The organism is Streptomyces sp. NPDC047081 (assembly GCF_040643775.1).
In the GTDB taxonomy this organism is placed as follows: domain Bacteria; phylum Actinomycetota; class Actinomycetes; order Streptomycetales; family Streptomycetaceae; genus Streptomyces.
This window is the reverse complement of the sequence record NZ_JBEYUY010000002.1, coordinates 511,213-533,902: the sequence shown is the minus strand read 5'-3', so window position 1 is coordinate 533,902 and position 22,690 is coordinate 511,213. Positions and strand designations below refer to the sequence as shown.

Genomic DNA, 22,690 nt, shown 5'->3' with positions numbered 1-22,690 from the left:
ACGGGAGACATCCCGCAGCCACTGGAGGAGCCGTGAGCCGTACGCGTCTGGCGGGCCGCACCGTCGTCGTCACCGGAGCCGCGCAGGGGCAGGGGGCCGCCGAGGTGGCGGCTGCCGCCCGGGAGGGCGCGACGGTGATCGCGACCGACGTGCTGGACGAGGCGGGCGAGAAACTGGCCGCCGCGCTGCGCGCCGACGGCCTGGACGTGACCTACCGGCACCTGGACGTGTCGTCGCCGGACGACTGGGCGTCGCTCGCCGCGTCCCTGGAAGTGGTGCACGGGTTGGTGAACAACGCGGGCATCCCGATGCGAGCCCGCCTCGGCTCGGTCGAACTCGCCGACTGGAACCGGGCGTTCGCGGTCAACACGACCGGCGCCCTGCTCGGCATCCAGGCCCTGACCCCGCTGATGCCGCCGGGTTCCTCCATCGTCAACGTCGGCTCGGTGGCCGGCCTCACGGCGCACCACGCGGTGGCGTACACGACGAGCAAATGGGCGCTACGCGGCCTGTCGAAGGTGGCCGCACTGGAGCTGGCCCCCCACGGCATCCGCACGAACGTCATCCACCCCGGCTACATCGAGACCCCCCTGATGACCTCCGCCAACCCGGTCTTCGTCCGGGCCCACGTCTCGATGACCCCCCAGGGCCGCGGCGGCACGGTCGACGAGGTGGCCCCCTTGGTCGTCTACCTGCTCTCCGAGGAGGCCTCCTACGTCAACGGCGCGGAGATCACGGTGGACGGTGGCTACGCGTCCCACGGCGGCGTGAAGGCGATCACGAACGCGTTGGACGCGGGGTAGCCGCCCTGTCGGCGGTGACCATGTCGACGGGCGGTTGCGGCCCGCGGCGCAGCAACAGCAGCGCGCAGGACAGCCCGGTCGCCGCGAGTGCGACGCACGCCGTGAATCCGTCCCGGTAGCCCGTCGTCAGGGCCGCCGGGTCTCCCGCGCCGCCGGTGTGGGAGAGCGCGACGGACGTGACGACCGCGACCCCGAAGGCCCCGCCGATCTGGAAGGCCGCCGTGTTGATCCCGGAGGCGATGCCCGAGTCCCGTTCACCCACGCCGGTCAGGGCGGCGATGGCACCTGCGACCGCGCAGGCGCCCAGGCCCGGGCCGAAGAGGAGCAGGCCGGGGAGGAGGTCGGGCACGAAAGCGCCGTCGACCGGGACCTGGGCCAGCAGCAGGCTGCCGGTGCCGACCAGGGTCAGCCCGCCGACCGCGACCGGGCGGGCGCCGATACGGGTGACCAGGGCCTGACCGGCGTACGAGCCGACGACCGCACCCACCGGCATCACGACGTTCGCGAGCCCGAACCGCAGCGGCGAGTAGCCGAGGACTCCCTGGCCGTACTGGGAGAGGGTGTACGACATCCCGAAGGCGCTCGCGCCGAGCAGGAACACCACCAGGTTGCCGCCGCCGACCGAGCGGGACCGCAGCAGGCGCAGGGGGACCAGGGGCGCCGGGGCGCGGGCCTCGACGCGTGTGAACAGCACGGCGAGCAGGACGGCGGTGGCAAGGAGCCCGGTCGTGCGGGCCGAGAGCCAGCCGGCGCTGGGTGCCTCGACGACGGCGTACACACAGGTGACGAGGGCGGCTGTGGCGGTGAGGGCGCCGAAGGGGTCGTAGGAGCGGGCTCGTTCCTCGGTGCGGCTCTCTCGCAGGAGCAGCGGGGTGAGTGCCAGCAGGGCCACCGCCACCGGGACGTTGAGGAAGAACACCCATTCCCAGCCGAGGACGTCGGTGAGGGGGCCGCCGATCAGCAGGGCGGCCGTCGCGCCGAAGCCTCCGCTGCCGGACCAGACGGCCAGCGCCTTGTTGCGTTCCCGGCCCTCCTCGAAGGTGTTCACCAGCAGCGACAGCGCGCTCGGCGCCATCACCGCGGCCGACACGCCCTGTACGGCGCGTGCCGCGATCAGCACCGGACCCGTCCAGGCCAGGCCGCACAGCAGCGACGAGAGCCCGAAGAGGAGTGTGCCGGTCATGAAGACCCGGCGGCGGCCCAGCAGGTCGGCGGTGCGGCCGCCGAGGAGCAGCAGGCCGCCGAAGCTCAGCAGGTAGGCGCTCATCACCCACTGGGCGCCGTCCTCCGACAGGCCCAGGCCGTCCGTGATCGACGGCAGGGCGAGGAGCACGATCTGCGCGTCGAGGATGACCATGAATCCGGCGACGCAGAGCAGGGCGAGGGCGTACCGGCGGCGGGCGTCGGTGACGGGCACGTCAGCCTCCCAGGCGGAGGCCGGCGAGCCAGACCTCCGGGGTGCCGGACGGCCGCGGTACGCCCACAAGTGCGGCGAGGGCCCGGCGAAGTCGTTTGCGCGCTTGAGCGGTCATCGGAGTCTCCCATCGTGAGGTCTTTTCACCCCACCGACGAACGGGGTCTACGCCGATCGACACTCCGCGAGCCGCTTTTCCAGGAATCTCCGCTCGGCCTCGTTCTCCACCAGCTCCAGCGCCCGTTCGTACGCCTCGGCCGCCTCTTTGGCGCGTCCGGCGCGGCGCAGCAGGTCGGCGCGGGTGGCGGGCAGCAGGTGGTAGTCGGCCAGGTCGCCTTCCCGCTCCAGCTCGGCGAGCAGCGCGAGGCCGGCTTCCGGGCCCTCGGCCATGCCGACCGCCACCGCGCGGTTGAGGCGGACCACGGCGGAGGGAACGAAGCGGGCGAGCTCGCCGTACAGGCCCGCGATGTCGGCCCAGTCGGTCTCCTCGGCCGTGGCAGCGGTGGTGTGGCAGGCGGCGATGGCGGCCTGGATCTGGTACGGGCCGGGCCGGCCGCGGCGCAGTGCCGTCTCCAGCAGGGCCGTGCCCTCGTCGATCTCGGCGCGGTCCCAGGCCGTACGGTCCTGGTCCTCCAGGGTGACCAGTTCACCGGCCGCGTCCACGCGCGTGTGCCTGCGTGCGTCGTGCAGCAGCAGGAGGGCGAGCAGACCCGTCGTCTCCGGCTCGTCGGGCATCAGCCGGGCGAGCACGCGCGCGAGGCGGACGGCCTCGGCGCAGAGGTCGGTGCGGACGAGGTCGGCGCCGGTCGTGGCGGCGTACCCCTCGTTGAAGAGGAGGTAGAGGACGCCGAGCACGCCGGTGGTGCGTTCGGGCAGGAGGTGGGCGGGCGGCACCCGGTACGGGATGCCGGCGTTGCGGATCTTCTTCTTGGCGCGCACCAGGCGCTGCGCCATCGTCGCCTCGGGGACGAGGAAGGCGCGGGCGATCTCCGGCGTGGTGAGGCCGGCGAGGGTGCGCAGGGTCAGCGCGACCCGGGCCTCGATGGGCAGGGCGGGATGGCAGCAGGTGAAGATCAGCCGCAGCCGGTCGTCCTCGACACCGCTGTCGTCACCGTCGTACTCCGGGTCGTACGGTCCCTCGTCCCGCGCCAGCACCGCTGCCTCCCGGAGTTTCGCCGCCCCGACCGCCTCCCGGCGCAGCACGTCGAGGGCGCGGTTGCGGGCGGTCGTGGTGAGCCAGGCGCCGGGGCGGCGCGGGACGCCGTCGCGCCGCCACCGGTCCAGGGCCTGGGCGAAGGCGTCCTGCGCGCACTCCTCGGCGAGGTCCCAGTCGCCGGTCACTCGGATGAGGGTGGCGACGACCTGCCCCCAGTCCTCGCGGAAGGCGGCGGCGACGGCCGCCTCGACCTCGTCCGTGGCGCTCACTCCCAGACCGGCCGCACCTCGACCGAGCCGCCGTCGGAGGCGGCCGGGTGGCTCGCGGACAGCGCGATGGCCTCGTCGAGGTCCGCCACGTCGATGAAGTCGATCCCCGCGATGTACTCCTTGGTCTCCGCGAACGGCCCGTCGCTGAGCAGCACTTCGTCGCCCCGGACGCGCACGGTGGTGGCGTCGGCGGGCGGCCGCAGCCGTGCCCCGCCGGTGCCCCGGCCCGCCTGCGCGACGTAGGCGGCGAACCGCGGATCGCCGGCGTGCTCCGCCGGACTGCGCTCCTCGCCCCCGACCGGGGAGCAGAACAGCAGGGCGTACTTCATCACGCCTCCTCCGGGTCCTCGGTCTCGGTCAGCAGCGTGACGTGCTCGTGGACGATCGCCCAGCGCAGGCCGAGGTCGCGGTAGCCGGTGGTGACGCGCAGGACGTCGTCCAGCGGGGTGCCGTCGGCCCGGGTGGCGCGCATCCGGATCCGGGCGTGCGAGAAGGCGATGCTCTCGTCGGCGCGGACGCTCAGCTCCAGCACCTCACGGGTCACGGGCCCGGCGGTGTCGGTGAGCATCTCGTGTACGGCCTTGCGGTAGGCCTCGATGCCTCGGTGCGCGCGGTGGCCGCCGAAGACCTCCACGTCGGGGGCGTAGCAGGCCAGCATCCGCTCGACGTCCCGTTCGCGGGCCGCCTCGGTGAGCTCCGCGTCGAGGGCGCGGACCGCCTTCTCGGGGTCCTCCTCGTCCCCCATGGGCCAGAAGGGCCGTACCTCCATGGCGCCGATGGTGGCGACGGGGTGCCTGGCGGCGGCCTGCACCGCCTCCTCCAGGGTGTCGCACTCGAGGACGTCGAATCCGGCGACGTACTCCTTGGTCTCCGCGAAGGGGCCGTCGGTGCGCAGCACCTCGCCGTCGCGCACCCGCACGGTGACCGCCTCCGCGGGCAGGGCCAGCCGGTGGCCGTGCAACCGGACGCCGCGGTCTCCGAGGTCCTCCACCCAGGGTTCGACAGGTGGCATGTCCGAGGCGTCGGCGGTGTCGTCGCCGCAGACGAGCAGCATGTACTTCATGGGTCCTCCCGGTCGTCATGAGCTTCCTACACCCCACCGACGAACGGCACCCACCCGAATCGACACCACCACCGAATCCGCCCCGGACGGCCTCACGACATGCCCTCGGTCTCCCGCACCAGCTCGATGGCCCGGGCCAGCGTGGCGAGCCGGGCGTCCAGAGTCCGTCCGGCCGGATACAGGCGTACGGTGTCCACGCCCGCGGCCCGCCACACGCGCAGCCGCTCGCGCACCATCGGCTCGGTGCCGATGAGCGTCGTGCCGAGCACCATCTCGTCGGTGACGAGGGCGGCCGCGCCGTCCCGGTCCCCGGCCTGCCAGCGCTCGCGCACCTCGGCGGCCGTCTCGGCCCAGCCCTGGCGGCTGTAGGCGTCGTTGTAGAAGTTGACCGACGCCGAGCCCATGCCGCCCAGGCTGAAGGCGAGTTCCTTCCTGCGTCCGGCGATCATGACGCCCAGCGCTTCCTCGTCGGGGGCGAAGGCCACCTCGGCGCCCTGGCAGACGTCCAGGTCGGCGCGGTCGCGGCCACGGCGGGCGAGGCCTTCGTCGAGGTGGGCGAAGTAGGCGCCGGCCGCGCCCTCGGGCACGAAGCTGGTGCCGAGCCAGCCGTCGGCGAGCTCACCGGTCAGCCGCAGCATGGCCGGGGACAGGGCGGCGAGGTAGACGGGGATGTCGTGCTCGGCGCGTGTCGACAGACGCATCGGGACGGCGTCGCCGCCGGGCAGCGGGATGGTGAACACCGTTCCGGAGTAAGAGAGTTTGCCGCCGTCGAGGACGCGGTGCACGATCTCGACGGTTTCCCGGACGCGGGCCAGCGGGCGGGCGAAGGGCACCCCGTGCAACCCCTCCATCACCTGCGGGCCGGACGCGCCGAGGCCCAGCAGGAAGCGTCCGCCGGAGAGGTTCGACAGTGTGATCGCGGTCTGGGCGACGGCCACCGGGGTGCGGGTGCCGACCTGGATGACGCCGGAGCCCAGCAGCATCCGGTCGGTGAGGGCCGCGTAGTAGCCGAGGGCGGACGGCGCGTCGGAGCCCCAGGCCTCGGCCACCCAGCAGACGTCCAGTCCGAGTTTCTCGGCCTCGACCACGAAGTCGGCCTGCTGCGACCAGTGTTCACCGCCGGAGGCCTCGACCGTGGTCGCGGTGCGCATCAGCTCTCCGCCAGCTGCTTGATGTGGTTGAGGGTGGCGGTGATGTTCTGCTCGATCTCCCGCATCCGTACGAACACGATCTGCTGTTCCTTCTCCGGCATCCGGTCGATGGCCGGGGAGAGCCCGGAGCGGCCGGGGCCCATCTGCATCCACTCCGACAGCTCGGTGCCGCCGTCTCCGGCATGGAGCCTGAAGCGCCAGATCGCCGTCGGGTCGGCGGGGTCCTCCACCGCCCAGGCGAGGACACGGCCCGGTTCGTACTCGATGACGTGCGAGGTGGTGACCCACTCGCCGAGCGCCTCGTGCTTGTTGCGGCCGAGGAAGCGGGCGCCGACCGCGGGTCCGGTGGCGCCGTCGAGCCATTCGACCGACTGGAGTTCGCGGCTCATGCTCGGCATCCGCCCGACGTCCGCGACCAGCGCCCACACCCGCTCGGGCGGGGCGTCGATCCAGGTCCGCACCTCGACCGTGGGCTTGTCCGTGTAGCGCGCGCCGGTCCACTTCACGCCGGTCGGCCTCCTCGCCGTCAAGGCGTCATCCGACCATCAGCGTTGCGTGACGAGACTCGGCGTGTCAACGACAGCCGCAGCCTCTGCCAGCAGATCCACGGTTTCAACCATCAACTTCATTCCTTTCCTTAAGTGTTGACGGTTGTCGACACGACCTGCCATGGTCTGCACCAGCTCGAACCTCACCCCACCTTCCGCAGCCTCCAAGGAGCGAGGTCCACCATGCCCACCCCCCACCTCCGTGCCTTCCGCCTCAGACGCTTCGCCGTCGTCGCCGCTCTGGCCGCCCTGCTCACCGCGCTGTTGAACGCCACGCCCGCCGTCGCCGCGGACGGTCAGATCACCGGGCTGGCGGGCAAGTGCGTCGACGTGGCGGGCGCAAACAGCGCCAACGGGACGGCCGTACAGCTCTACGACTGCAATGGGACCGGCGCCCAGAACTGGTCCAACCCGGGTGACGGCACCCTGCGCGCCCTCGGCAAGTGTCTCGACGTGGTGGACCGCAGCACCGCCGACGGGGCCGCCGTACAGCTGTGGGACTGCTCGGGCGGCGCCAACCAGCAGTGGGTGGTCAGCGGCGCCCACGACATCGTGAACCCGGCCGCGAACAAGTGCCTGGACGTGCGCGACAACAACAGCGCCAACGGCACACGGCTGCAGATCTGGACCTGCGCGGGCACGGCGAACCAGAAGTGGAACGCGCCCGCGAGCGGCGGAGGCGGCAACACGTCGGGCTTCGTGGTGAGCGAGTCGCAGTTCAACCAGATGTTCCCGAACCGGAATTCGTTCTACACGTACAGCGGGCTGACGGCCGCGCTGTCGGCCTACCCGGGCTTCGCCACCACCGGCAGCGACACCGTGAAGAAGCAGGAAGCCGCCGCCTTCCTGGCCAACGTCAACCACGAGACCGGCGGCCTCGTCTACGTGGTCGAGCAGAACACCGCCAACTACCCCACCTACTGCGACTGGAACCAGCCGTACGGCTGCCCGGCCGGGCAGGCCGCCTACTACGGACGCGGACCCATCCAGCTGTCCTGGAACTTCAACTACAAGGCCGCCGGGGACGCGTTGGGCATCGATCTCCTCAACAACCCCTGGCAGGTGGAGCAGAACGCCTCCGTGGCCTGGAAGACCGGCCTGTGGTACTGGAACACCCAGAGCGGACCGGGCACCATGACCCCGCACAACGCCATGGTCAACTCCGCCGGCTTCGGCCAGACCATCCGCTCGATCAACGGCTCGCTGGAATGCGACGGCAGGAATCCGGCGCAGGTACAGAGCCGCGTCGACGCCTACCAGCGCTTCACCGCCATCCTCGGCGTCAGCCCCGGCAACAACCTCTACTGCTGACGCGGGAGATGCGATGCGGAACCTGAGGTCTCTCACCAAGGGCCTGCTCGGTGTCCTCGGGGCGCTGACGCTCGTCGTCGCCGTGCCGGCGAGCGCCCATGCCAATGTCCTGCAGCTGCTGCCGCAGAACGCCGACGGACTGGAGCAGAGCTTCTCACCGGCCTACGACTACGACGGCGACGGCTGCTACGCGACGGCCGCGATCGGCGCCGACGGCACGATCAACCCCGGGCTGAAGCTCGGCGGTGACGTCAACGGGCACTGCCACGACTACGCGCAGCTCGCCAACGCCAACACCTACTCGCGGGAGAAGTGCAACAACGGCTGGTGCGCGGTGATGTACGCCAGCTACTTCGAGAAGGACCAGGCCACCCTCGGTCCGGCGGCGATCGGGCACACGCACGACTGGGAGCACGTCGTGGTGTGGATCAGCGACAACGAGGTCCAGTACGTGTCGGTGTCGCAGCACAGCGGCTACCAGGTGGCGGCCCGCTCCACGGTGCGCTTCGACGGCACCCATCCCAAGATCGTCTACCACAAGGACGGTGTCTCGACCCACTGCTTCCGCTTCGCGACCGGCAACGACGAGCCGCCGGAGAACGCGACCGGGGGCTGGTTCTATCCGCGGCTGGTGGGCTGGAACGGCTATCCGGCCGGCTTCCGCGACAAGCTCCTGAGCGCCGACTTCGGGGCGGCCACCATCAAGATCAAGGACGGCGACTTCGCCTACGCGCTCGCCCACTCCATGCCCTCGGGTATCCCGTTCGACCCGAACGCCTGACGGCACGAGAGAGGCCGGGGTCGACGACCCCGGCCTCTCCCTTCCGCGCGAGTTACGCCGACGCCGTCTGCACCGTCGGTTCGCCCGCGCCCACTGCCGACCGGGCCGCGTTCTTGCGGACCAGCAGCAGCGTGACCAGTGCGCCGAGCAGGGAGGCGCAGCCACAGATCACCACGCCGACCGCCATGCCGTGGCCGAGCGCGGTCTGCGCGGCGGCCCTGGCGCTGTCGCTGCCGGCGTTGACGACGGCCAGCGGGCCCGCGGCCGCCTCCATGCCGGCGTCCGCGCCACTCAGCTTGCCCACCAGGACCCCGGAGGCGGCGCTCATGGCGACCGTGCTGATGACGGCCGGGCCGAGCGCCTGCCCGAACTCGCGCACCAGACTGGTCGCGCCGCTGGCCATGCCGGTCATGTTGATCGGTACGGCGTTCACGGCGGCGGAGGTGAGCGAGGAGACGACGCAGATGAACCCGACGCCGAGCAGCAGCACCGGACCGATGAAGGCCGCGAGGTTCGTGGTGGTGATGGGCAGCGCGGCGATCCAGAACTGACCGGCGGCCATGGGCAGCAGGCCGCCCATCAGCAGCCAGCGCGGCTCCACCCGGGTGAGCATCTTGCTCAGCACCGGCGCCAGCAGCAGCGGGATCAGCTGCAGGATCACGAACGGCATGCCCGCCCGCAGCGCGCTCAGGTGCATCACCGCGCCGAGGCGGATCGAGACGCAGTACGCGGTGCCGATGAAGCCGAACATGCCGGCCAGGGCGACGACGGCCGCGGCGGCGAACGAGGGGATCCGCAGCAGGTCCAGGTTGAACATGGGGGACGCGGAGCGCTTCTCGGCGACGACGAAGCCGACCAGGGCCACGGCGGCGAGGGAGAGCGAGCCGACGATCGCCGCGCTGCCCCAGCCGCGGTCGCCGCCCTCGATGATGCCCCACAGCAGCGCGGTCAGACCGACGGCGATGGTGACCTGGCCCGGCCAGTCCAGCGTGCGGCCCTCGGGCGCCTTGGAGTCGGTGACCAGGATCCAGCAGGTGACACCCACGGCCAGACCGAGCACGACCGGCGGCACGAACGCCCAGCGGAAGTCGGCGACCGTGGCGAGGACGCCGGAGGACAGCGGGCCGAGGGCCGAGGCCAGCGAGATGCTCAGCGCCCAGGTCGAGACCGCCTTGGCGCGGTCCTTCTCCTCGGGGGTGGCGGCCGCGATCACCGCGAGGGAACTGGGGAAGAGGGCGGCGGCGCCGACACCGGCGAGGGCCTGGCCGATCCAGAGCATGGTGATGTTCTGGGAGGTGGCGTTGAGGAGTTCGCCGAGCGCGAGCACGAACCCGCCGAGCACCAGCAGCCGCTTGCGGCCGAAGAGGTCGCCCACCACACCGAAATTCAGCTCCAGAATGGCGGTGGGCAGAATGAAGGCGGAGGTCACCCAGGCCACCTGGGAACCCGAGGCGCCGAAAGCGGCCTGAATGTTTCCGTTGATCGGGGAAGGCACCGTAATGCACAGCTGTGCCGCCGCGACCGCGAGACAGCACGCTATGAGCGTCCCCATGTCGAGTTTCTTCAAGGAAATCGATTCCGTCATCGCGCGTGCCCTCACTCTGCGTTTTTCTCTATGAGTTCGATGAGATTTCCCTCGGGGTCACTGACCCAGGCCATGCGGATTCCGGGCTCGGGTGAGGGCCCGGGTTTCATGACCTCGCCCGCACCGAGGGCCACCAGGGCCTCGTAGACGGGTTCGAGTTCGGGGGTGGTGACCGCGAAGTGCCCGTATCCCTCGGTAAGGACGGCGGTCATCGGATCCGGCGCCCTGAGGCCGGGCACGGATCCGGGTCTGGCGAGGAGTTCCAGGCGCCAGCCGTGCGGATGGGCCAGGACGACGCCGCTGAGGCCGGGGCCGTCGAGCCGGAACTCGAAGACGGGCGCGAGCCCGAAGGCGTCCCGGTACCAGGCGGTCTGGGTGACGAGGTCGCGTACGTTGAGGCCGACGTGGTCGAATCGCGCGAGCACGGCCGCTCAGCCCGCCATCGCGCTGTCGCCGCCGTCGACCATGAGGTTGGCGCCGTTGACGAACGCGGCCTCGTCGGAGCAGAGGAAGGCCGCGGCGCGCGCGATGTCCTCCGGTTCACCGACCCGTCCGACCGGGATCCGGGCCTCCAGCTGGGCCCGTGGGCCGTCCGGGTCGTCCAGGAAGGGGGCGGTGGCGGCGGTGCGGGTCATGCCGGGGGCGATGGTGTTGACGCGGATGCGGTGCGGGGCGCCGGCCGCGCACAGGTGCTTGCTCATGGCGAGCACCCCGCCCTTGGCGGCGCCGTGCGGCACCATCGGCATGAACGGCGCGCCGCGTACGGCGGCCACCGAGGCCACGTTCAGGACGGCCCCGCCACCGCGCGCGATCAGGTGCGGCCAGGCGGCCTGTGTGCAGAAGTAGGGGATGTCCAGCTCGTTCTTGATGGTGAAGTACCAGTCCTCGGCCGGCATCGTCTCGAACGGGCCGTTCCGCAGCGCGGACGCGTTGTTGTAGAGGATGTCGATCCCGCCGAAGGCCTCGATCCCGGCGTCGATCCACTGCCGCGCGCCGGCTTCGGTGGACAGGTCGACAGGCGCGAGGGACCGCATCAATCCGCCGGATTTCTCGACGAGTTCCACGGTTTCCGCGGCCCTGTCCTCGTCGATGTCACAGCCGAATACAGTGGCGCCTTCGGCCGCGAATACCTGGGCCGCGGCCCTGCCTATTCCTGCCCCCGTTCCGCTGATGAAAGCGATTTTCCCGGCCAGTCGACCCATGATTGCCCAAGTCCCTTGTCCCATGCCCGCCGGAGTGCGGTGATGGCAGAGTAGGTAGGGGGTTGGGCCGGAACAAGAAATAGGTCAGGGAAGGGGCATCGGGGGTTCGTATGGCAGGTATACGGCTCGGGCCCGAAGGCGTCAGTCCACGTCCAGGACCGCCTTCCCGCGCAGCCTGCGGCCGCCCAGCGCCTCCACCGCGTCCGCGATCTTGTCCCAGGGTCCGCGCCAGCCGACCGGAACGCGCAGCTTCCCGGCGTCGACGAGGGCGAGCAGCCGCCCCAACTGGGCCTGGCGGTCGGTGAGTCCACCGCCGTTGTAGACCGACACGATGGTCTTGGGCGCCCTGCTGCCGAGCGTGGATCCGACCGGGAGGACGGCTTCCCGCCCGGAGGCCCAGCCGATGCTCTGCAGGCTGCCCCCGGACGCCAACAGGCCGTAGGCGGCGGTGAGTTGGTCGCCGCCCACCGTGTCGACCACGACGTCGACCGGCTCCGTGACCCGGTCGACCCCGCCGACCACCTCGTCCGCGCCGAGTTCCGAGACCCACCGCAGCCCGTCCGCGGACCCGGCGACCCCGATGACGTGCGCCCCGCCCAGCGCCGCGAGCTGCACCGCGAACCCGCCCACGCCGCCGGACGCCCCGGTCACCAGGACCCGGCGCCCGAGCAGGGGCCCGGCCTGTTCCAGTGCCCGCAGCGCGGTGCCCGCCGCGACCGGCAGCGCGGCGGCCTCCCCCAGGTCGACGCCGTCCGGAACGACCGCGACATCGGCCACGTCCATGGCCCGCAGCGCGCCGAAGCCGCCGCCCTCCGCGAAGCCGACGACCCTGCTGCCGACCCCGGGCCCGGTGCCGTCCGCCGCGGCGCGCACGACGACACCGGCCGCGTCGAAGCCGATCACCTCACCGGGTGCCGCCTGCTGCGCGAACCAGAGCTCGGCCGAGTTCAGCGAGGTGTGCCCGACCTCGACCAGCACCTGGCCCGGTCCGGGCGCCGGATCCGGGGCCTCCCCCAGGCGCAGCCGTCCGGGTGCCTCGGGGTCCACGATCAGTGCGCGCATGACTTGCCCTTCCCGTCGTCGGACATCCGTCCCAGGCCAACCGTGGCCGATCCGGGGTTCTTCCCGCCATCCGAAGCCCGGCCGCGGTTGGATATCCGCATGAGCACCGACGAGCACACGCGGTTCATGCGGGCCAACCAGGCCAACTGGGACGCCCGCACCCCCGTCCACCTCGCCAGCCGCTTCTACGGCCTCGACCAGGACCTCGACCCGGAGCGCTGGTTCGCCTCCTTCGAGTGGGCCGACCTCGGCGACCTGCCCGGCCGCGACGTGCTCCATCTGCAGTGCCACCTCGGCACCGAGACGATCGCCTTCGCCCGGCGCGGCGCCCGCGCCACCGGCCTCGACTTCTCCGCGGCGTCGGTGGCCGCGGCGAGGGACATCGCGACGAAGGCCGGCCTGGACGTGGACTACGTACAGGCGAACGTGTACGACGCCGTACAGGCCCTGGACGGGCGGCAGTTCGACGTCGTGTACACGGGCAAAGGTGCGCTGTGCTACCTGCCGGACCTGGACCCGTGGGCCGACGTCGTCGCCCAACTCCTCCGCCCAGGCGGCCGGTTGTACATCGTCGAGTTCCATCCCCTCCTCAACTCCCTCGGCCCGAAGCCCGCTCCCGGCGAGGGACCCGAGCTGCTGCTGCGCCACGACTACCTGGCGGGCGGCGGTCCGGTGCACCGGGACGCGACGCACACGTACACCGACGGCCCGGCCGTCGAGGGCGCCACGGACAGTTACGAGTGGATGCACGGAATAAGCGAGGTCATCAACGCGTTGACGAGGGCAGGACTGACCATCCGTAGCCTTCGCGAGAGCGACGAGCTGCCCTGGCCCCGCTGGCCGCAGATGGTGCGCACGCCGTCCGGCTGGTGGCGCCTTCCGGAGCCCCGGATCCCGCTTCTCTACGGCCTGCTCGCCACGCGCTGACAGGTTTGACGCCGTAGCCACTGTGGTACCGTCCAGCTAGCACTTGTGTACGCCCCGTGTCAGGGCGCCGGTGCCAGTTCCTCTTCAGTACGCCGATCAGCCCGCCGTTTCCCGGCCGGTGCACCGGCATTCCGGCTCCGCCTCGTACCCGGTACGGCTCAGCCATACCCCGAGGCAGCTGTTCCCGCCGCCGAAGGCGCATGACCACATGCTCGCCTTCCCGTCGCGGCTCTCCCCTCCCTCCCGCATGTCTCATGCCATCCGTCTTCGAACGGACCGAAAGGACCAACCACCATGACCACCACTCTCGAACCCCCTGTGAAGCAAGAAGCCCCGACCCAGATCGCCGTCGGTGTCCTCGACATCGACGCGGGCGGGAAGGGGCACCTGCGCGCCGAAAGCCTGCACGCCTCGCCCTCCGACCTCCCGGTCTCCCCCGCGCTGATCCGCCGTCACGGCCTGCGCAAGGGCGACCTGGTCGAAGGCGTCCGCGACGGCCGGCGCGCGCTGACCGAGGTCGTACGGGTCAACGGGCGCACGCCCGAGGACCTGCGCGGCCGACGTCACTTCCGTGACCTCACGCCGCTGCACCCCAACCAGCGGCTCCGTCTCGAACACCCGGCGGCCGGTCTGACCGGACGCGTCGCCGACCTGATCGCGCCCGTCGGCAAGGGCCAGCGCGGGCTGATCGTGGCCCCGCCCAAGACCGGCAAGACCGTGCTGCTCCAGCAGATCGCGGCGGCCGTCGCCGGCAACCACCCCGAGTGCCGCCTGATGGTGGTGCTGCTGGACGAGCGTCCCGAGGAGGTCACCGAGATGCAGCGCTGTGTGCGGGGCGAGGTGTACGCCTCCACCTTCGACCGGGCGCCCAAGCAGCACATCGCGCTCGCCGAGCTCGTCATCGAGCGGGCCAAGCGGCTCGTCGAGGCGGGCGAGGACGTCGTCATCCTGCTCGACTCCCTGACCCGGCTGTGCCGGGCGCACAACAACGCGGCCGCTTCCGGTGGCCGTACCCTCAGCGGCGGTGTCGACGCGGCCGCGCTGCTCGGCCCCAAGCGGTTCTTCGGCGCCGCCCGGCTGGCCGAGGAGGGCGGCTCCCTCACGATCCTCGCCACCGCGCTCGTGGAGACCGGTTCGCGCGCCGACGACTACTTCTTCGAGGAGCTCAAGAGCACCGGCAACATGGAGCTCCGCCTCAACCGCGAGCTCGCCTCGCGTCGCGTCTACCCGGCCGTCGACATCAACCCGTCCGGCACCCGACGCGAGGAACTCCTGCTCTCCCCGGCCGAGTTGACCGCCGTCCGCGGGCTGCGCCGCGCGCTGCAGACACGCGACGGCCAGGGCGGCCTGGAGACCCTCCTGGAGCGCATGCGCGACACCCCCGACAACGCGACCTTCCTGCGCCGCATCCAGCCGACACTGCCGGCCGAGTGAGCCAGCATCCCCTAATACCCCGTATATCCGGCGGAGTTGGGGGCTGACGGCTAGCGTGTCGGCTGCAGTGCATCTACCTGAGGGGGAACTCGCCGTGACCGGCATCGAGATCGCTGTGGGATACGTCTTCGCCTGGGCCGTGCGCAAGGTGCGCCGGGCGGCACCGAGGGCGGACGCGGAGGTCGACCGCGCGATCGACACGGGGATGGACCGGCTTCACGACCTGGTCAGCGCGAAGCTGGGTGACGACCCCGCCCTCAGCAGGGCCATCGCGGAGGCCGACGGCGGCTCCGAGGAACTGAGCGAGCGAACCCGTCGGCGCCTCGAAGACTCCCTGGCGGACGCCACCGACGACGACCCCGACTTCAAGACGGCCCTCGAACAGGCCGTCGCCGAGCTCCAGGCGGCCGGCGCCCCCGTACCGACCCGGACGGTCACCGCCTCCGGCACCCGGGCCGTGGCTGTGGGCGGCAACGCGGGCGTCATCATCACCGGCGACCGGGCGAGCATCCCCGCAGGCGCCCCTGCCGTCCCGCCCCGGAGCGGCGAGAGCACGCCCGCGGCCCGGCAGACGGACATCGAGGCCTCCGGGGAGCGCGCCGTCGCGGTCGGTGAGGACGCGGGCCACATCGTGACGGGCGACGGCCCCAACGCCTGAAGCGGCCTCACCACCTGAAACGGCCCCAACGCCTGGAATGGCCGGGCTGCCCCCGCCCAGCCCCCATGCCTGGCCTGGAAGAGCCCCATCGCCAGAAAGAGCCCACCGCCCGACAAGGCACTGCGGCATCCGGGTGCTCCCGCCCCCACCCCGGCCCGGCCATCGCCGCGTACGGCGGAGTGATTTCTACGTTGGCGGTATGACTATCGGATTCTCATCCCGGGCGGTCGTCACGACCTGCGCCCTCTGCGCTGCGGGCGTGCTCGCGTTCACGCCCGTCGCGGCGGCCGTCGGCGCGGAGCCCACCCCGCCCGGCGGGCCGCGGACGGCGGTGCCGCAGCCGTCGTTGCTGTATCGAGCGGGCACCCAGGTGCGCGCCCATCGCGGAGCGCCCGGGCTTCCGGACGTCTCCGCGCTGTCCTGGCTGGTGGCCGACGCCGACAGCGGTGAAGTGCTGGCGGCGCACGACGCGCATCGTCGGCTGCCGCCGGCGAGCACCCTCAAGACCCTGTTCGCCCTCACCGTGCTCCCGGCCCTGCCGGCCGGTGTCCGGCACACGGTCAAGGAGGAGGAGCTGGCGGGCATCGGGCCGGGCAGCAGTCTGGTCGGGGTCGCCGAGGGGCGCACTTACCAGGTCGCGGACCTGTGGCGCGGGGTGTTCCTCAACTCCGGGAACGACGCCGTGCACGTCCTGGCCGCGCTCAACGGCGGCTGGCGTACGACGGCCGTACGCATGCAGGCCAAGGCCCGTGCCCTGGGCGCCCGCGACACGCATGTGCGGTCGCCGGACGGCTACGACACGCCGGGGCAGGTGTCGTCGGCGTACGACCTCGCGGTGTTCGGCCGGGCTGGGCTGCGCAACGCGGACTTCGCGCGGTACTGCGGGACGGCCGAGGCGAAGTTCCCCGGCGGGGGCGGATGGTCGTACGAGATCGCGAACACGAACCGGCTGCTGACCGGGGCGGACGGCGTGCAGCGGTATCCCGGGCTGATCGGGGTCAAGAACGGCTACACCAGCAACGCGGGCAACACGCTGGTCGCCGCGGCCCGCCGGGGCGGGCGCACGCTCGTCGTCACGGTGATGAACCCGCAGGCGGGCGGCGGGTTCGCCGTCTACGAGGAGGCCCGGGAACTGCTCGACTGGGGGTTCGCGGCCGCCGGGCGGGTGGCGCCGGTGGGGTCCTTGGACGCGCTGCGGATCAGGCCGAGGCCGGGGCCGGAAGCCGTTCCCGTGGTCGCGGCGGTCGCGCCGGAGGGCGGGCCGGGCTGGGCGGAGACGGGGTTCATCGCGGGTGCGGCGGCGCTCGGCGCGGGCGCGGTGGCGCTGGCTCTGTGGGCCAAGGGCAGGCGGACCGCGGGGAGTTGACCGACCGGCATGCCCACGAGCAGGCCCAGCGTGATCCATGCGTAGATGTTGCTGCCCAGGAATCCGTCGATGCCGGAGGCGTCGTGGAACCACAGCCACACCACGCTCGTGCACAGCATCGCGTACAGGGCGCCCGCCACACGCGGGTGCCCCGTGCGGATGAGCACGGCGAAGGACGGCAGCAGCCACACCAGGTGGTGGACCCAGGTGATCGGGCTGACCAGGCACGCGGTCAGCCCGGTCAGCGCGAAGGCGGCCGCCCAGTCCCCCGCGGCGACGGCCTGCTGGGACCGCCACGCCCAGACGCCCAGCACCAGCAGCACCGCCAGCGCCCAGACCGGACGGTCGGTGATGCCGAGGCGGGCCAGGATGCCCTGCACCGACTGGTTGGAGACGTAGTCGAGGCGGCCCACCCGGTTGGTGTCCCACAGGGCCTCGGTCCAGTAGAAGCGCGAGGCACCGGGGGCGACCAGGGCGGCGAGCCCGGTCGCCGCGCAGGTGACGAGGGTCGCCACGGCGGCGGCGCGCCACCGGCGGGCGATCAGCAGCAGGCCGATGAAGACCGCGGGCGTGAGCTTGATCGCCGCAGCGAGGCCGATGCCGACGCCGGCCCAGCGCTCGCGCCCGGTGCGCAGCAGCCAGGCGTCGGTGAGCACGAGGGCCAGCAGCAGGAGGTTGACCTGGCCGAAGCTGAAGGTGTCGCGGAGCGGCTCGAAGAGGGCGAGGACACAGGCGCCCAGGGCACAGCCGTACCAGCCGTAGCGCCGCCAGGCGCCGTCGGTCAGGTAGTGCAGGACGAGGGCGAGGGCCGCCAGGTTTAGCAGCAGGGCGAGGGCGATCGCGGTGCGCAGGCCGACGAAGGTCATCGGCAGCATGCTGACGGCCGCGAACGGCGGGTAGGTGAAGCCGTACGTCGTCCCCGGCACCTGGTAGTCGTAGAGCCGTCCGCCGTGGTGGATCCAGGTGTTGACGGCGCCGTAGTAGACGCGCAGGTCGAACCAGTCGCGCAGCAGCGGCACGGTCGCGGTGAAGGCCGTGACGGCGGCGGCGAGGGCGAGGACCAGGAGCAGGCGGCCGCGGTCGGTGCGGGGCCCGGTCATGCGGTACCTCCCAACGCGGGTGCCTGGGCCGCCTGGTGGGCCTGCCACAGCACGACCACGGCGAGCAGCCCGCCGGAGACGGCGAGCACCAGTTCGTCGGTGCCCGCGGGCATTCCGCTCGGCAGGGCGAGGAACGCGACGACTCCGGTCACCACGGCGAGTCGGCGCCGTATCGACGTGCTCGGTGCCGCCGCGGCGATGAGGAACAGTCCCCACAGGGCGTACCAGGGGCGGATCGCCGGGCCGAGGACGACCACCGCGGCCAGGCTCAGGCCGAGCGCGTACACGGGCGAGATGCCTCCGCGGCGCTTCCATATGACGAGGATCGCGACGCCGGTGGCGACCAGGCCCAGGGCCTGCCAGGCCGGTACCGCGAGCGGGGCGAGATCGCTGCCGACCTTGGTGAGCAGGGCTGCGGTGGCGCGGCCGAGCAGGCTGGTCAGGGCCCAGTTGTGGGGCGACACGGGGGTCTTGAGGGCTCGTATCCAGCCGTATCCCGTGCCGGTCACGGCGGTGACGGCGACGGTGGTGGCGGCAGCGGCGGCCGCGGTCGTCAGCACCGCGCGCAGCGGACTGCGGCCCGCGCGGATCTGGAGCGCTATGACCGCCGCGAGCCCCAGCACGGCGGGCGCCTTGACCAGGGCGGCGAGCGTGACGAGCACCGCCCCGAGCAGCGGCCAGCGGCCGAGCGCGGCCACCAGGCCCATGCCGAGCAGACCGAGCATGATCGCGTCGTTGTGGGCGCCGGCCACCAGATGCAGCAGCACCAGCGGGTTGAGGGCGCCGAGCCAGAGCGCCTGGGCGGGGTCGGCGCCGCTGTGGCGGGCGAGGCGGGGCAGGGTCGCCGCCATCAGCGCCACGCCGAGCAGAGCCACCAGGCGCATCCCGAAGAGCCCTGCGGGCAGTTCGCCGCGGGTCAGGCCCGACAGGGCGGAGGCGACACCGAGGAAGACCGGGCCGTACGGGGTTCCCGTGTGCTGCCACAGCGGCGGGACCTCGTTGGCGAGCGGGCCGCCGAGATGCGCGGGACCGTACGCGTAGACGTCCATGTGGGCGTCGACCATGGCGCCCTGGGCGAGGTAGCTGTACACGTCACGGCTGAACAGGGGCGGCGCGAGCAGCAGCGGCGCCGCCCACACGGCCAGGACCAGCAGCAGGGCGCGCGGGGTGGGCGGCTCGGCGCTGCGGATGAGCCGGCCGAGCAGCACCCAGGCGGCGATCAGCAGGACGACGCCGAAATAGGCGCCGACGACCCCCAGGGCCACACGGACGTTCGAAGGGTCCAGGAGCTCTTCGACGGGCAGGGCGCCGGCCGTCTCACCTCCGAGTGCGAGGAAGGCGGTGCCGGCCAGGCCCAGGACCTGACAGCGGCGGAGATCGACGGGGAAAGCCATGGCCAACACTCGGAAAGCGTGTCAACGCCGGGTGGCCGGAAATTGACGTGCCGGTCGCCGGGCGGGGGCCTGCGCGTGACCGGCATGTGATCTCGCCGTCCGGGCGATGAATTCGCCGCGTCCGGCCGGTCTCATCGATACCCGACCCACCTGTGAAGGACGTGATCGCTGTGCCGAGCAGCTCCGGATACGCCAAGGTCAACGGCCTTGAGATGTACTACGAGGTCCACGGTCCCGCCGCTGCCGCGCGCCGTCCGCTGGTGCTGCTGCACGGCGGAGTCCACACCGTCGGTCTCTCGTTCGCGGCGGTGCTGCCCGCGCTGGCCGCCGACCGGCGGGTGGTGGCTCCCGAACTCCAGGGCCACGGCCACACCGCCGACACCGATCGCGACCTCACGGTGGCGAACCTCGCCTCGGACGTCGTGGCGCTGCTGGACGAACTCGGCATCCAGCGGGCCGACTTCCTCGGCTTCAGCCTCGGCGGGCTGACCGCCCTGGAGGTCGCCGTGCGCCACCCGGAGCGCGTGGACCGCCTCGTGCTCGCCGCGACGCAGTACCGCCAGGACGGCTACCACGACGACGTCCGGACCCCCGATTTCACCTCACCCCGCCTGCCCAGCCAGGCGGACTTCCAGGAGATGGCCGACGCGTACGCGGCCGTCGCGCCGCACCCCGAGCACTTCCAGGACTTCCTCGCCAAGGTCACGGGCGCCGCCCACGCCCCGCTGCCCTGGACCGCCGACGACCTGCGAGGAATCGATGCGCCGACCCTCCTGGTCGTCGGCGACCGCGACTTCGTACGCGTGGAGCACGCGGCGGAGATGCGGGAGCTGATTCCGGGGGCGCGGCTGGCGGTGCTGCCGTCCACGACGCATGTGGAGCTGATGGGCCGTACCGCGCTGTTGGTGCCGCTGCTCACGGAGTTCCTGGACTGAAGGCTCGGCGGTTCAGAAGACCGACAGTCCGGTCAGGGTCGTGAAGCGGTCCAGGGCCGCCACTCCCGCCACCGAGTTGCCGCGCTCGTCCAGGCCCGGACTCCACACGCACAGCGTGCACCGCCCGGGCACGACCGCGATGATGCCGCCGCCCACCCCGCTCTTGCCGGGCAGCCCCACCCGGTAGGCGAACTCGCCCGCCGCGTCGTACGTACCGCAGGTCAGCATCACGGCGTTGACCTGCTTGGCCTGGCTCTGGGTCAGCAGCCGGGTGCCGTCGGCGCGGATGCCGTGGCGGGCGAGGAAGCTGGTGGCCAGGGCGAGGTCGGCGCAGGACGCGGTGATGGAACACTGCCGGAAGTACTGGTCGAGCAGGGCCGGGATCGGGTTGTCGATGTTGCCGTAGGACGCCATGAAGTGGGCGAGGGCGGCGTTGCGGTCGCCGTTGGCGGTCTCGGAGGCGGCGACGTCCTTGTCGAAGTCCAGGCCCGGGTTGCCGCTCTCCGTACGCAGGAAGGCGAGCAGTTCGCCGGCCGCGTCTCCGGTACGGGTCTGCAGCCGGTCGGTGACGACGAGCGCGCCCGCGTTGATGAACGGGTTGCGCGGGATGCCGCTCTCGTACTCCAGCTGGACCAGGGAGTTGAAGGGGTTGCCGGAGGGCTCGCGGCCGACGTGCTCCCAGAGTTCGTCGCCCTCGCGGGCCAGGTCCAGGGCGAGGGTGAAGACCTTGGTGATGGACTGCGTGGAGAACGGCTCGCGCCAGTCCCCCACGCCGTACACCGAGCCGTCCAGCTCCGCGACCGCCATGCCGAAGCGGCGCGGGTCGCAGGCCGCGAGCGCCGGGATGTAGTCGGCGGGGCGACCCCGGCCGGGGGTGCGCTCGATCTCCTCGGCGATGCGCTCCAGGATCGGCTGGAAGGAATGGGACGACGTCATTGTCATGATCACCATTGTGCCTCCGCGCCGGTCCCGGCGCGTCGTCGCAGGTCGGATGCGGGTCGTATGCAGGTCGGATGCGAGGCGGATCCGCGTCAGGCCAGGGGCGAGCCACTGCCCGCGACGACCTCGGGCCGCAGCAGGTCCGCGAGGGTCTCGGCGGTCAACAGGCCCTTCTCCAGGACGAGTTCGGCCACGCCACGGCCGGTGACGAGGGCCTCCTTGGCGATGTCGGTGGCGGCCGTGTACCCGATGTGCGGATTCAGCGCCGTGACCAGCCCGATCGAGTTCTCGACACTCGCGCGCAGCGCCTCGGTGTTGGCGGTGATGCCGTCCACACAGCGCTCGGCCAGCGTCACGCACGCGGCCTGCAGATGCGTGATGGACTCCGACAGGGAGTGCAGGATGATCGGCTCGAAGGCGTTGAGCTGGAGCTGCCCCGCCTCGGCGGCCATGGTGATGGTGACGTCGTTCCCGATCACCTCGAAGGCGACCTGGTTCACGACCTCGGGGATCACCGGGTTGACCTTGCCGGGCATGATGCTCGAACCGGCCTGCACAGGAGGCAGGTTGATCTCGCCGAGGCCCGCGCGCGGCCCGGACGACAGCAGCCGCAGGTCGTTGCAGCTCTTGGACAGCTTGACGGCGATCCGCTTGAGCACGCCGGACATCTGGACGAACGCTCCGCAGTCCTGCGTGGCCTCGACGAGGTTGGCGGCGGTGACGAGCGGCAGCCCGGTGATCGCGGCGAGGTGACGGCGGACGGACTCGGCGTACCCGGCAGGAGCATTGAGCCCCGTACCGATGGCCGTGGCCCCCAGGTTGATCTCATGGACCAACTGGACGGCCTCGTCAAGACGGTTGCGATCCTCGTCAATCATGACGGCATACGCGGAGAACTCTTGACCGAGCGTCATCGGCACCGCGTCCTGCAACTGTGTACGGCCCATCTTGAGCACATTGCGGAACTCGACGGCCTTACGGGCGAACGAGTCCTGCAGTACAGCCATCGACCTGAGCAACCCACGCACCGCGAACACGGTCGCCACCTTGACGGCGGTGGGATAGACGTCATTGGTGGACTGCCCCAGATTGACGTCCTCATTGGGATGCAGGAACTGGTACTGCCCCTTCTCGTGCCCCATCAACTCCAACGCCCGGTTCGCGACGACCTCGTTGGCGTTCATGTTGGTCGAGGTACCGGCACCACCCTGGATGACGTCGACGACGAACTGGTCATGCAGCTTCCCGTCACGAATCTCACGGCAGGCCTCGACGATGGCGGCGGCCTTCGCGGGCTCCAGCAGCCCCAGCTCCTGGTTGGCCAGAGCAGCGGCCTCCTTGACGGCGGCCAGGGCGTCGATCAGATGCGGATAGGCGGAGATCGGAGTCCCGGTAATGGGAAAGTTCTCGGTGGCCCGCAGGGTGTGAACACCCCAGTAGGCGTCGACGGGAACATCCCGATCACCAAGCAGATCATGCTCACTACGGGTAACGGCAATGGTCATGAGGGTACGGATCCTCTTTCAAAAGGATGGACTGAAGCGCCCCTTCTCTTTTGGGGCGCGGGGCTGCATCAATATGCGGCTCCGCCG

Annotated in this window: 22 protein-coding genes and 1 pseudogene; 8 read left to right on the top strand and 15 right to left on the bottom strand. The window is 71.6% G+C overall.

The genetic code is table 11. The annotated features are described in order from the left end of the window. The first annotated feature begins 32 nt into the window (after nucleotides 1-32). Entirely contained in the window at nucleotides 33-803 is a 771-nt protein-coding gene (locus ABZ848_RS05510) for an SDR family oxidoreductase (protein WP_360825689.1), read from the top strand. On the opposite strand, the gene ABZ848_RS05505 is transcribed toward ABZ848_RS05510, so the two are convergent. From ABZ848_RS05505 to ABZ848_RS05475, 7 genes are all read right to left on the bottom strand, one after another. Further along, a complete protein-coding gene (locus tag ABZ848_RS05505; RefSeq protein WP_360825686.1) occupies nucleotides 778-2,220 on the bottom strand; it encodes an MFS transporter in 1,443 nt (480 codons plus the stop codon). The genes ABZ848_RS05510 and ABZ848_RS05505 overlap by 26 nt on opposite strands. A gap of 162 nt (nucleotides 2,221-2,382) precedes the next feature. Continuing rightward, complete coding sequence (locus ABZ848_RS05500) at nucleotides 2,383-3,642, bottom strand: RNA polymerase sigma factor (protein WP_360825683.1); 1,260 nt, start codon at nucleotides 3,640-3,642, stop codon at nucleotides 2,383-2,385. After that, nucleotides 3,639-3,971 carry a YciI family protein gene (locus tag ABZ848_RS05495; RefSeq protein ID WP_360825680.1) on the bottom strand — a complete coding sequence of 111 codons (333 nt, stop codon included), beginning with the start codon at nucleotides 3,969-3,971 and terminating at the stop codon, nucleotides 3,639-3,641. Before ABZ848_RS05495 ends, ABZ848_RS05500 begins: the two co-directional genes overlap by 4 nt. Further along, nucleotides 3,971-4,705, bottom strand: coding sequence for a nuclear transport factor 2 family protein (locus ABZ848_RS05490; protein ID WP_360825677.1), 735 nt, complete (start codon nucleotides 4,703-4,705; stop codon nucleotides 3,971-3,973). Before ABZ848_RS05490 ends, ABZ848_RS05495 begins: the two co-directional genes overlap by 1 nt. 92 nt (nucleotides 4,706-4,797) lie before the next feature. Beyond that, nucleotides 4,798-5,856, bottom strand: coding sequence for an LLM class flavin-dependent oxidoreductase (locus tag ABZ848_RS05485; protein WP_360825674.1), 1,059 nt, complete (start codon nucleotides 5,854-5,856; stop codon nucleotides 4,798-4,800). After that, the gene (locus ABZ848_RS05480; RefSeq protein ID WP_360825672.1) at nucleotides 5,856-6,362 is read right to left on the bottom strand and encodes an SRPBCC family protein; all 507 of its coding nucleotides are present in this window, start codon (nucleotides 6,360-6,362) and stop codon (nucleotides 5,856-5,858) included. The genes ABZ848_RS05485 and ABZ848_RS05480 overlap by 1 nt, the downstream gene beginning before the upstream one ends. A 39-nt stretch (nucleotides 6,363-6,401) precedes the next feature. Beyond that, nucleotides 6,402-6,551, bottom strand: a complete 150-nt coding sequence (locus ABZ848_RS05475) for a hypothetical protein (protein ID WP_360825669.1) — start codon at nucleotides 6,549-6,551, stop codon at nucleotides 6,402-6,404. Between the two features lie 36 nt (nucleotides 6,552-6,587). On the opposite strand from ABZ848_RS05475, the gene ABZ848_RS05470 reads away from it, so the two are divergent. Both ABZ848_RS05470 and ABZ848_RS05465 read left to right on the top strand, forming a co-directional pair. Beyond that, entirely contained in the window at nucleotides 6,588-7,715 is a 1,128-nt protein-coding gene (locus ABZ848_RS05470; RefSeq protein WP_360825666.1) for a glycoside hydrolase family 19 protein, read from the top strand. A 13-nt stretch (nucleotides 7,716-7,728) separates the two neighbouring features. Beyond that, the gene (locus tag ABZ848_RS05465; RefSeq protein WP_360825664.1) at nucleotides 7,729-8,496 is read left to right on the top strand and encodes an NPP1 family protein; all 768 of its coding nucleotides are present in this window, start codon (nucleotides 7,729-7,731) and stop codon (nucleotides 8,494-8,496) included. A gap of 52 nt (nucleotides 8,497-8,548) precedes the next feature. On the opposite strand, the gene ABZ848_RS05460 is transcribed toward ABZ848_RS05465, so the two are convergent. From ABZ848_RS05460 to ABZ848_RS05445, 4 genes are all read right to left on the bottom strand, one after another. Further along, entirely contained in the window at nucleotides 8,549-10,048 is a 1,500-nt protein-coding gene (locus ABZ848_RS05460) for an MFS transporter (RefSeq protein ID WP_360825661.1), read from the bottom strand. Between the two features lie 44 nt (nucleotides 10,049-10,092). Beyond that, nucleotides 10,093-10,506 (bottom strand): VOC family protein, encoded by a 414-nt coding sequence (locus tag ABZ848_RS05455; protein ID WP_360825658.1) that lies wholly within the window; start codon nucleotides 10,504-10,506, stop codon nucleotides 10,093-10,095. Nucleotides 10,507-10,512: 6 nt separating this feature from the next. Next, nucleotides 10,513-11,283, bottom strand: coding sequence for an SDR family NAD(P)-dependent oxidoreductase (locus ABZ848_RS05450; RefSeq protein ID WP_360825655.1), 771 nt, complete (start codon nucleotides 11,281-11,283; stop codon nucleotides 10,513-10,515). 141 nt (nucleotides 11,284-11,424) lie between these two features. Further along, a complete protein-coding gene (locus tag ABZ848_RS05445) occupies nucleotides 11,425-12,345 on the bottom strand; it encodes a zinc-binding dehydrogenase (protein ID WP_360825652.1) in 921 nt (306 codons plus the stop codon). Between the two features lie 99 nt (nucleotides 12,346-12,444). Here ABZ848_RS05445 and ABZ848_RS05440 point away from each other — a divergent pair, with 99 nt between their 5' ends. The 4 genes and pseudogenes from ABZ848_RS05440 to ABZ848_RS05425 form a co-directional block, all read left to right on the top strand. Next, nucleotides 12,445-13,272: a class I SAM-dependent methyltransferase gene (locus ABZ848_RS05440; RefSeq protein WP_360825649.1), complete on the top strand. Its 828-nt coding sequence runs from the start codon at nucleotides 12,445-12,447 to the stop codon at nucleotides 13,270-13,272. A 294-nt stretch (nucleotides 13,273-13,566) separates the two neighbouring features. Then, nucleotides 13,567-14,706 carry a transcription termination factor Rho gene (rho, locus tag ABZ848_RS05435; RefSeq protein WP_360825646.1) on the top strand — a complete coding sequence of 380 codons (1,140 nt, stop codon included), beginning with the start codon at nucleotides 13,567-13,569 and terminating at the stop codon, nucleotides 14,704-14,706. Between the two features lie 94 nt (nucleotides 14,707-14,800). After that, a complete protein-coding gene (locus tag ABZ848_RS05430; RefSeq protein WP_360825643.1) occupies nucleotides 14,801-15,364 on the top strand; it encodes a hypothetical protein in 564 nt (187 codons plus the stop codon). Nucleotides 15,365-15,401: 37 nt separating this feature from the next. Then, nucleotides 15,402-16,442, top strand: a pseudogene (locus tag ABZ848_RS05425) (serine hydrolase); the annotation flags it as partial. 35 nt (nucleotides 16,443-16,477) lie between these two features. On the opposite strand, the gene ABZ848_RS05420 reads toward ABZ848_RS05425, so the two are convergent. Continuing rightward, nucleotides 16,478-17,830 carry a glycosyltransferase 87 family protein gene (locus ABZ848_RS05420; protein WP_360825640.1) on the bottom strand — a complete coding sequence of 451 codons (1,353 nt, stop codon included), beginning with the start codon at nucleotides 17,828-17,830 and terminating at the stop codon, nucleotides 16,478-16,480. After that, nucleotides 17,827-19,224, bottom strand: coding sequence for a polyprenol phosphomannose-dependent alpha 1,6 mannosyltransferase MptB (mptB, locus tag ABZ848_RS05415; RefSeq protein WP_360825637.1), 1,398 nt, complete (start codon nucleotides 19,222-19,224; stop codon nucleotides 17,827-17,829). The genes ABZ848_RS05420 and mptB overlap by 4 nt, the downstream gene beginning before the upstream one ends. A 170-nt stretch (nucleotides 19,225-19,394) precedes the next feature. On the opposite strand from mptB, the gene ABZ848_RS05410 reads away from it, so the two are divergent. After that, on the top strand, nucleotides 19,395-20,159 hold the full coding sequence (locus ABZ848_RS05410) for an alpha/beta hydrolase (RefSeq protein WP_360825634.1): 765 nt from the start codon (nucleotides 19,395-19,397) through the stop codon (nucleotides 20,157-20,159). Between the two features lie 12 nt (nucleotides 20,160-20,171). On the opposite strand, the gene ABZ848_RS05405 is transcribed toward ABZ848_RS05410, so the two are convergent. Continuing rightward, nucleotides 20,172-21,110, bottom strand: a complete 939-nt coding sequence (locus tag ABZ848_RS05405; protein WP_360825631.1) for a glutaminase — start codon at nucleotides 21,108-21,110, stop codon at nucleotides 20,172-20,174. An 80-nt stretch (nucleotides 21,111-21,190) separates the two neighbouring features. Continuing rightward, nucleotides 21,191-22,603, bottom strand: a complete 1,413-nt coding sequence (gene aspA, locus ABZ848_RS05400) for an aspartate ammonia-lyase (protein ID WP_360825628.1) — start codon at nucleotides 22,601-22,603, stop codon at nucleotides 21,191-21,193. Between the last annotated feature and the right edge of the window lie 87 nt (nucleotides 22,604-22,690).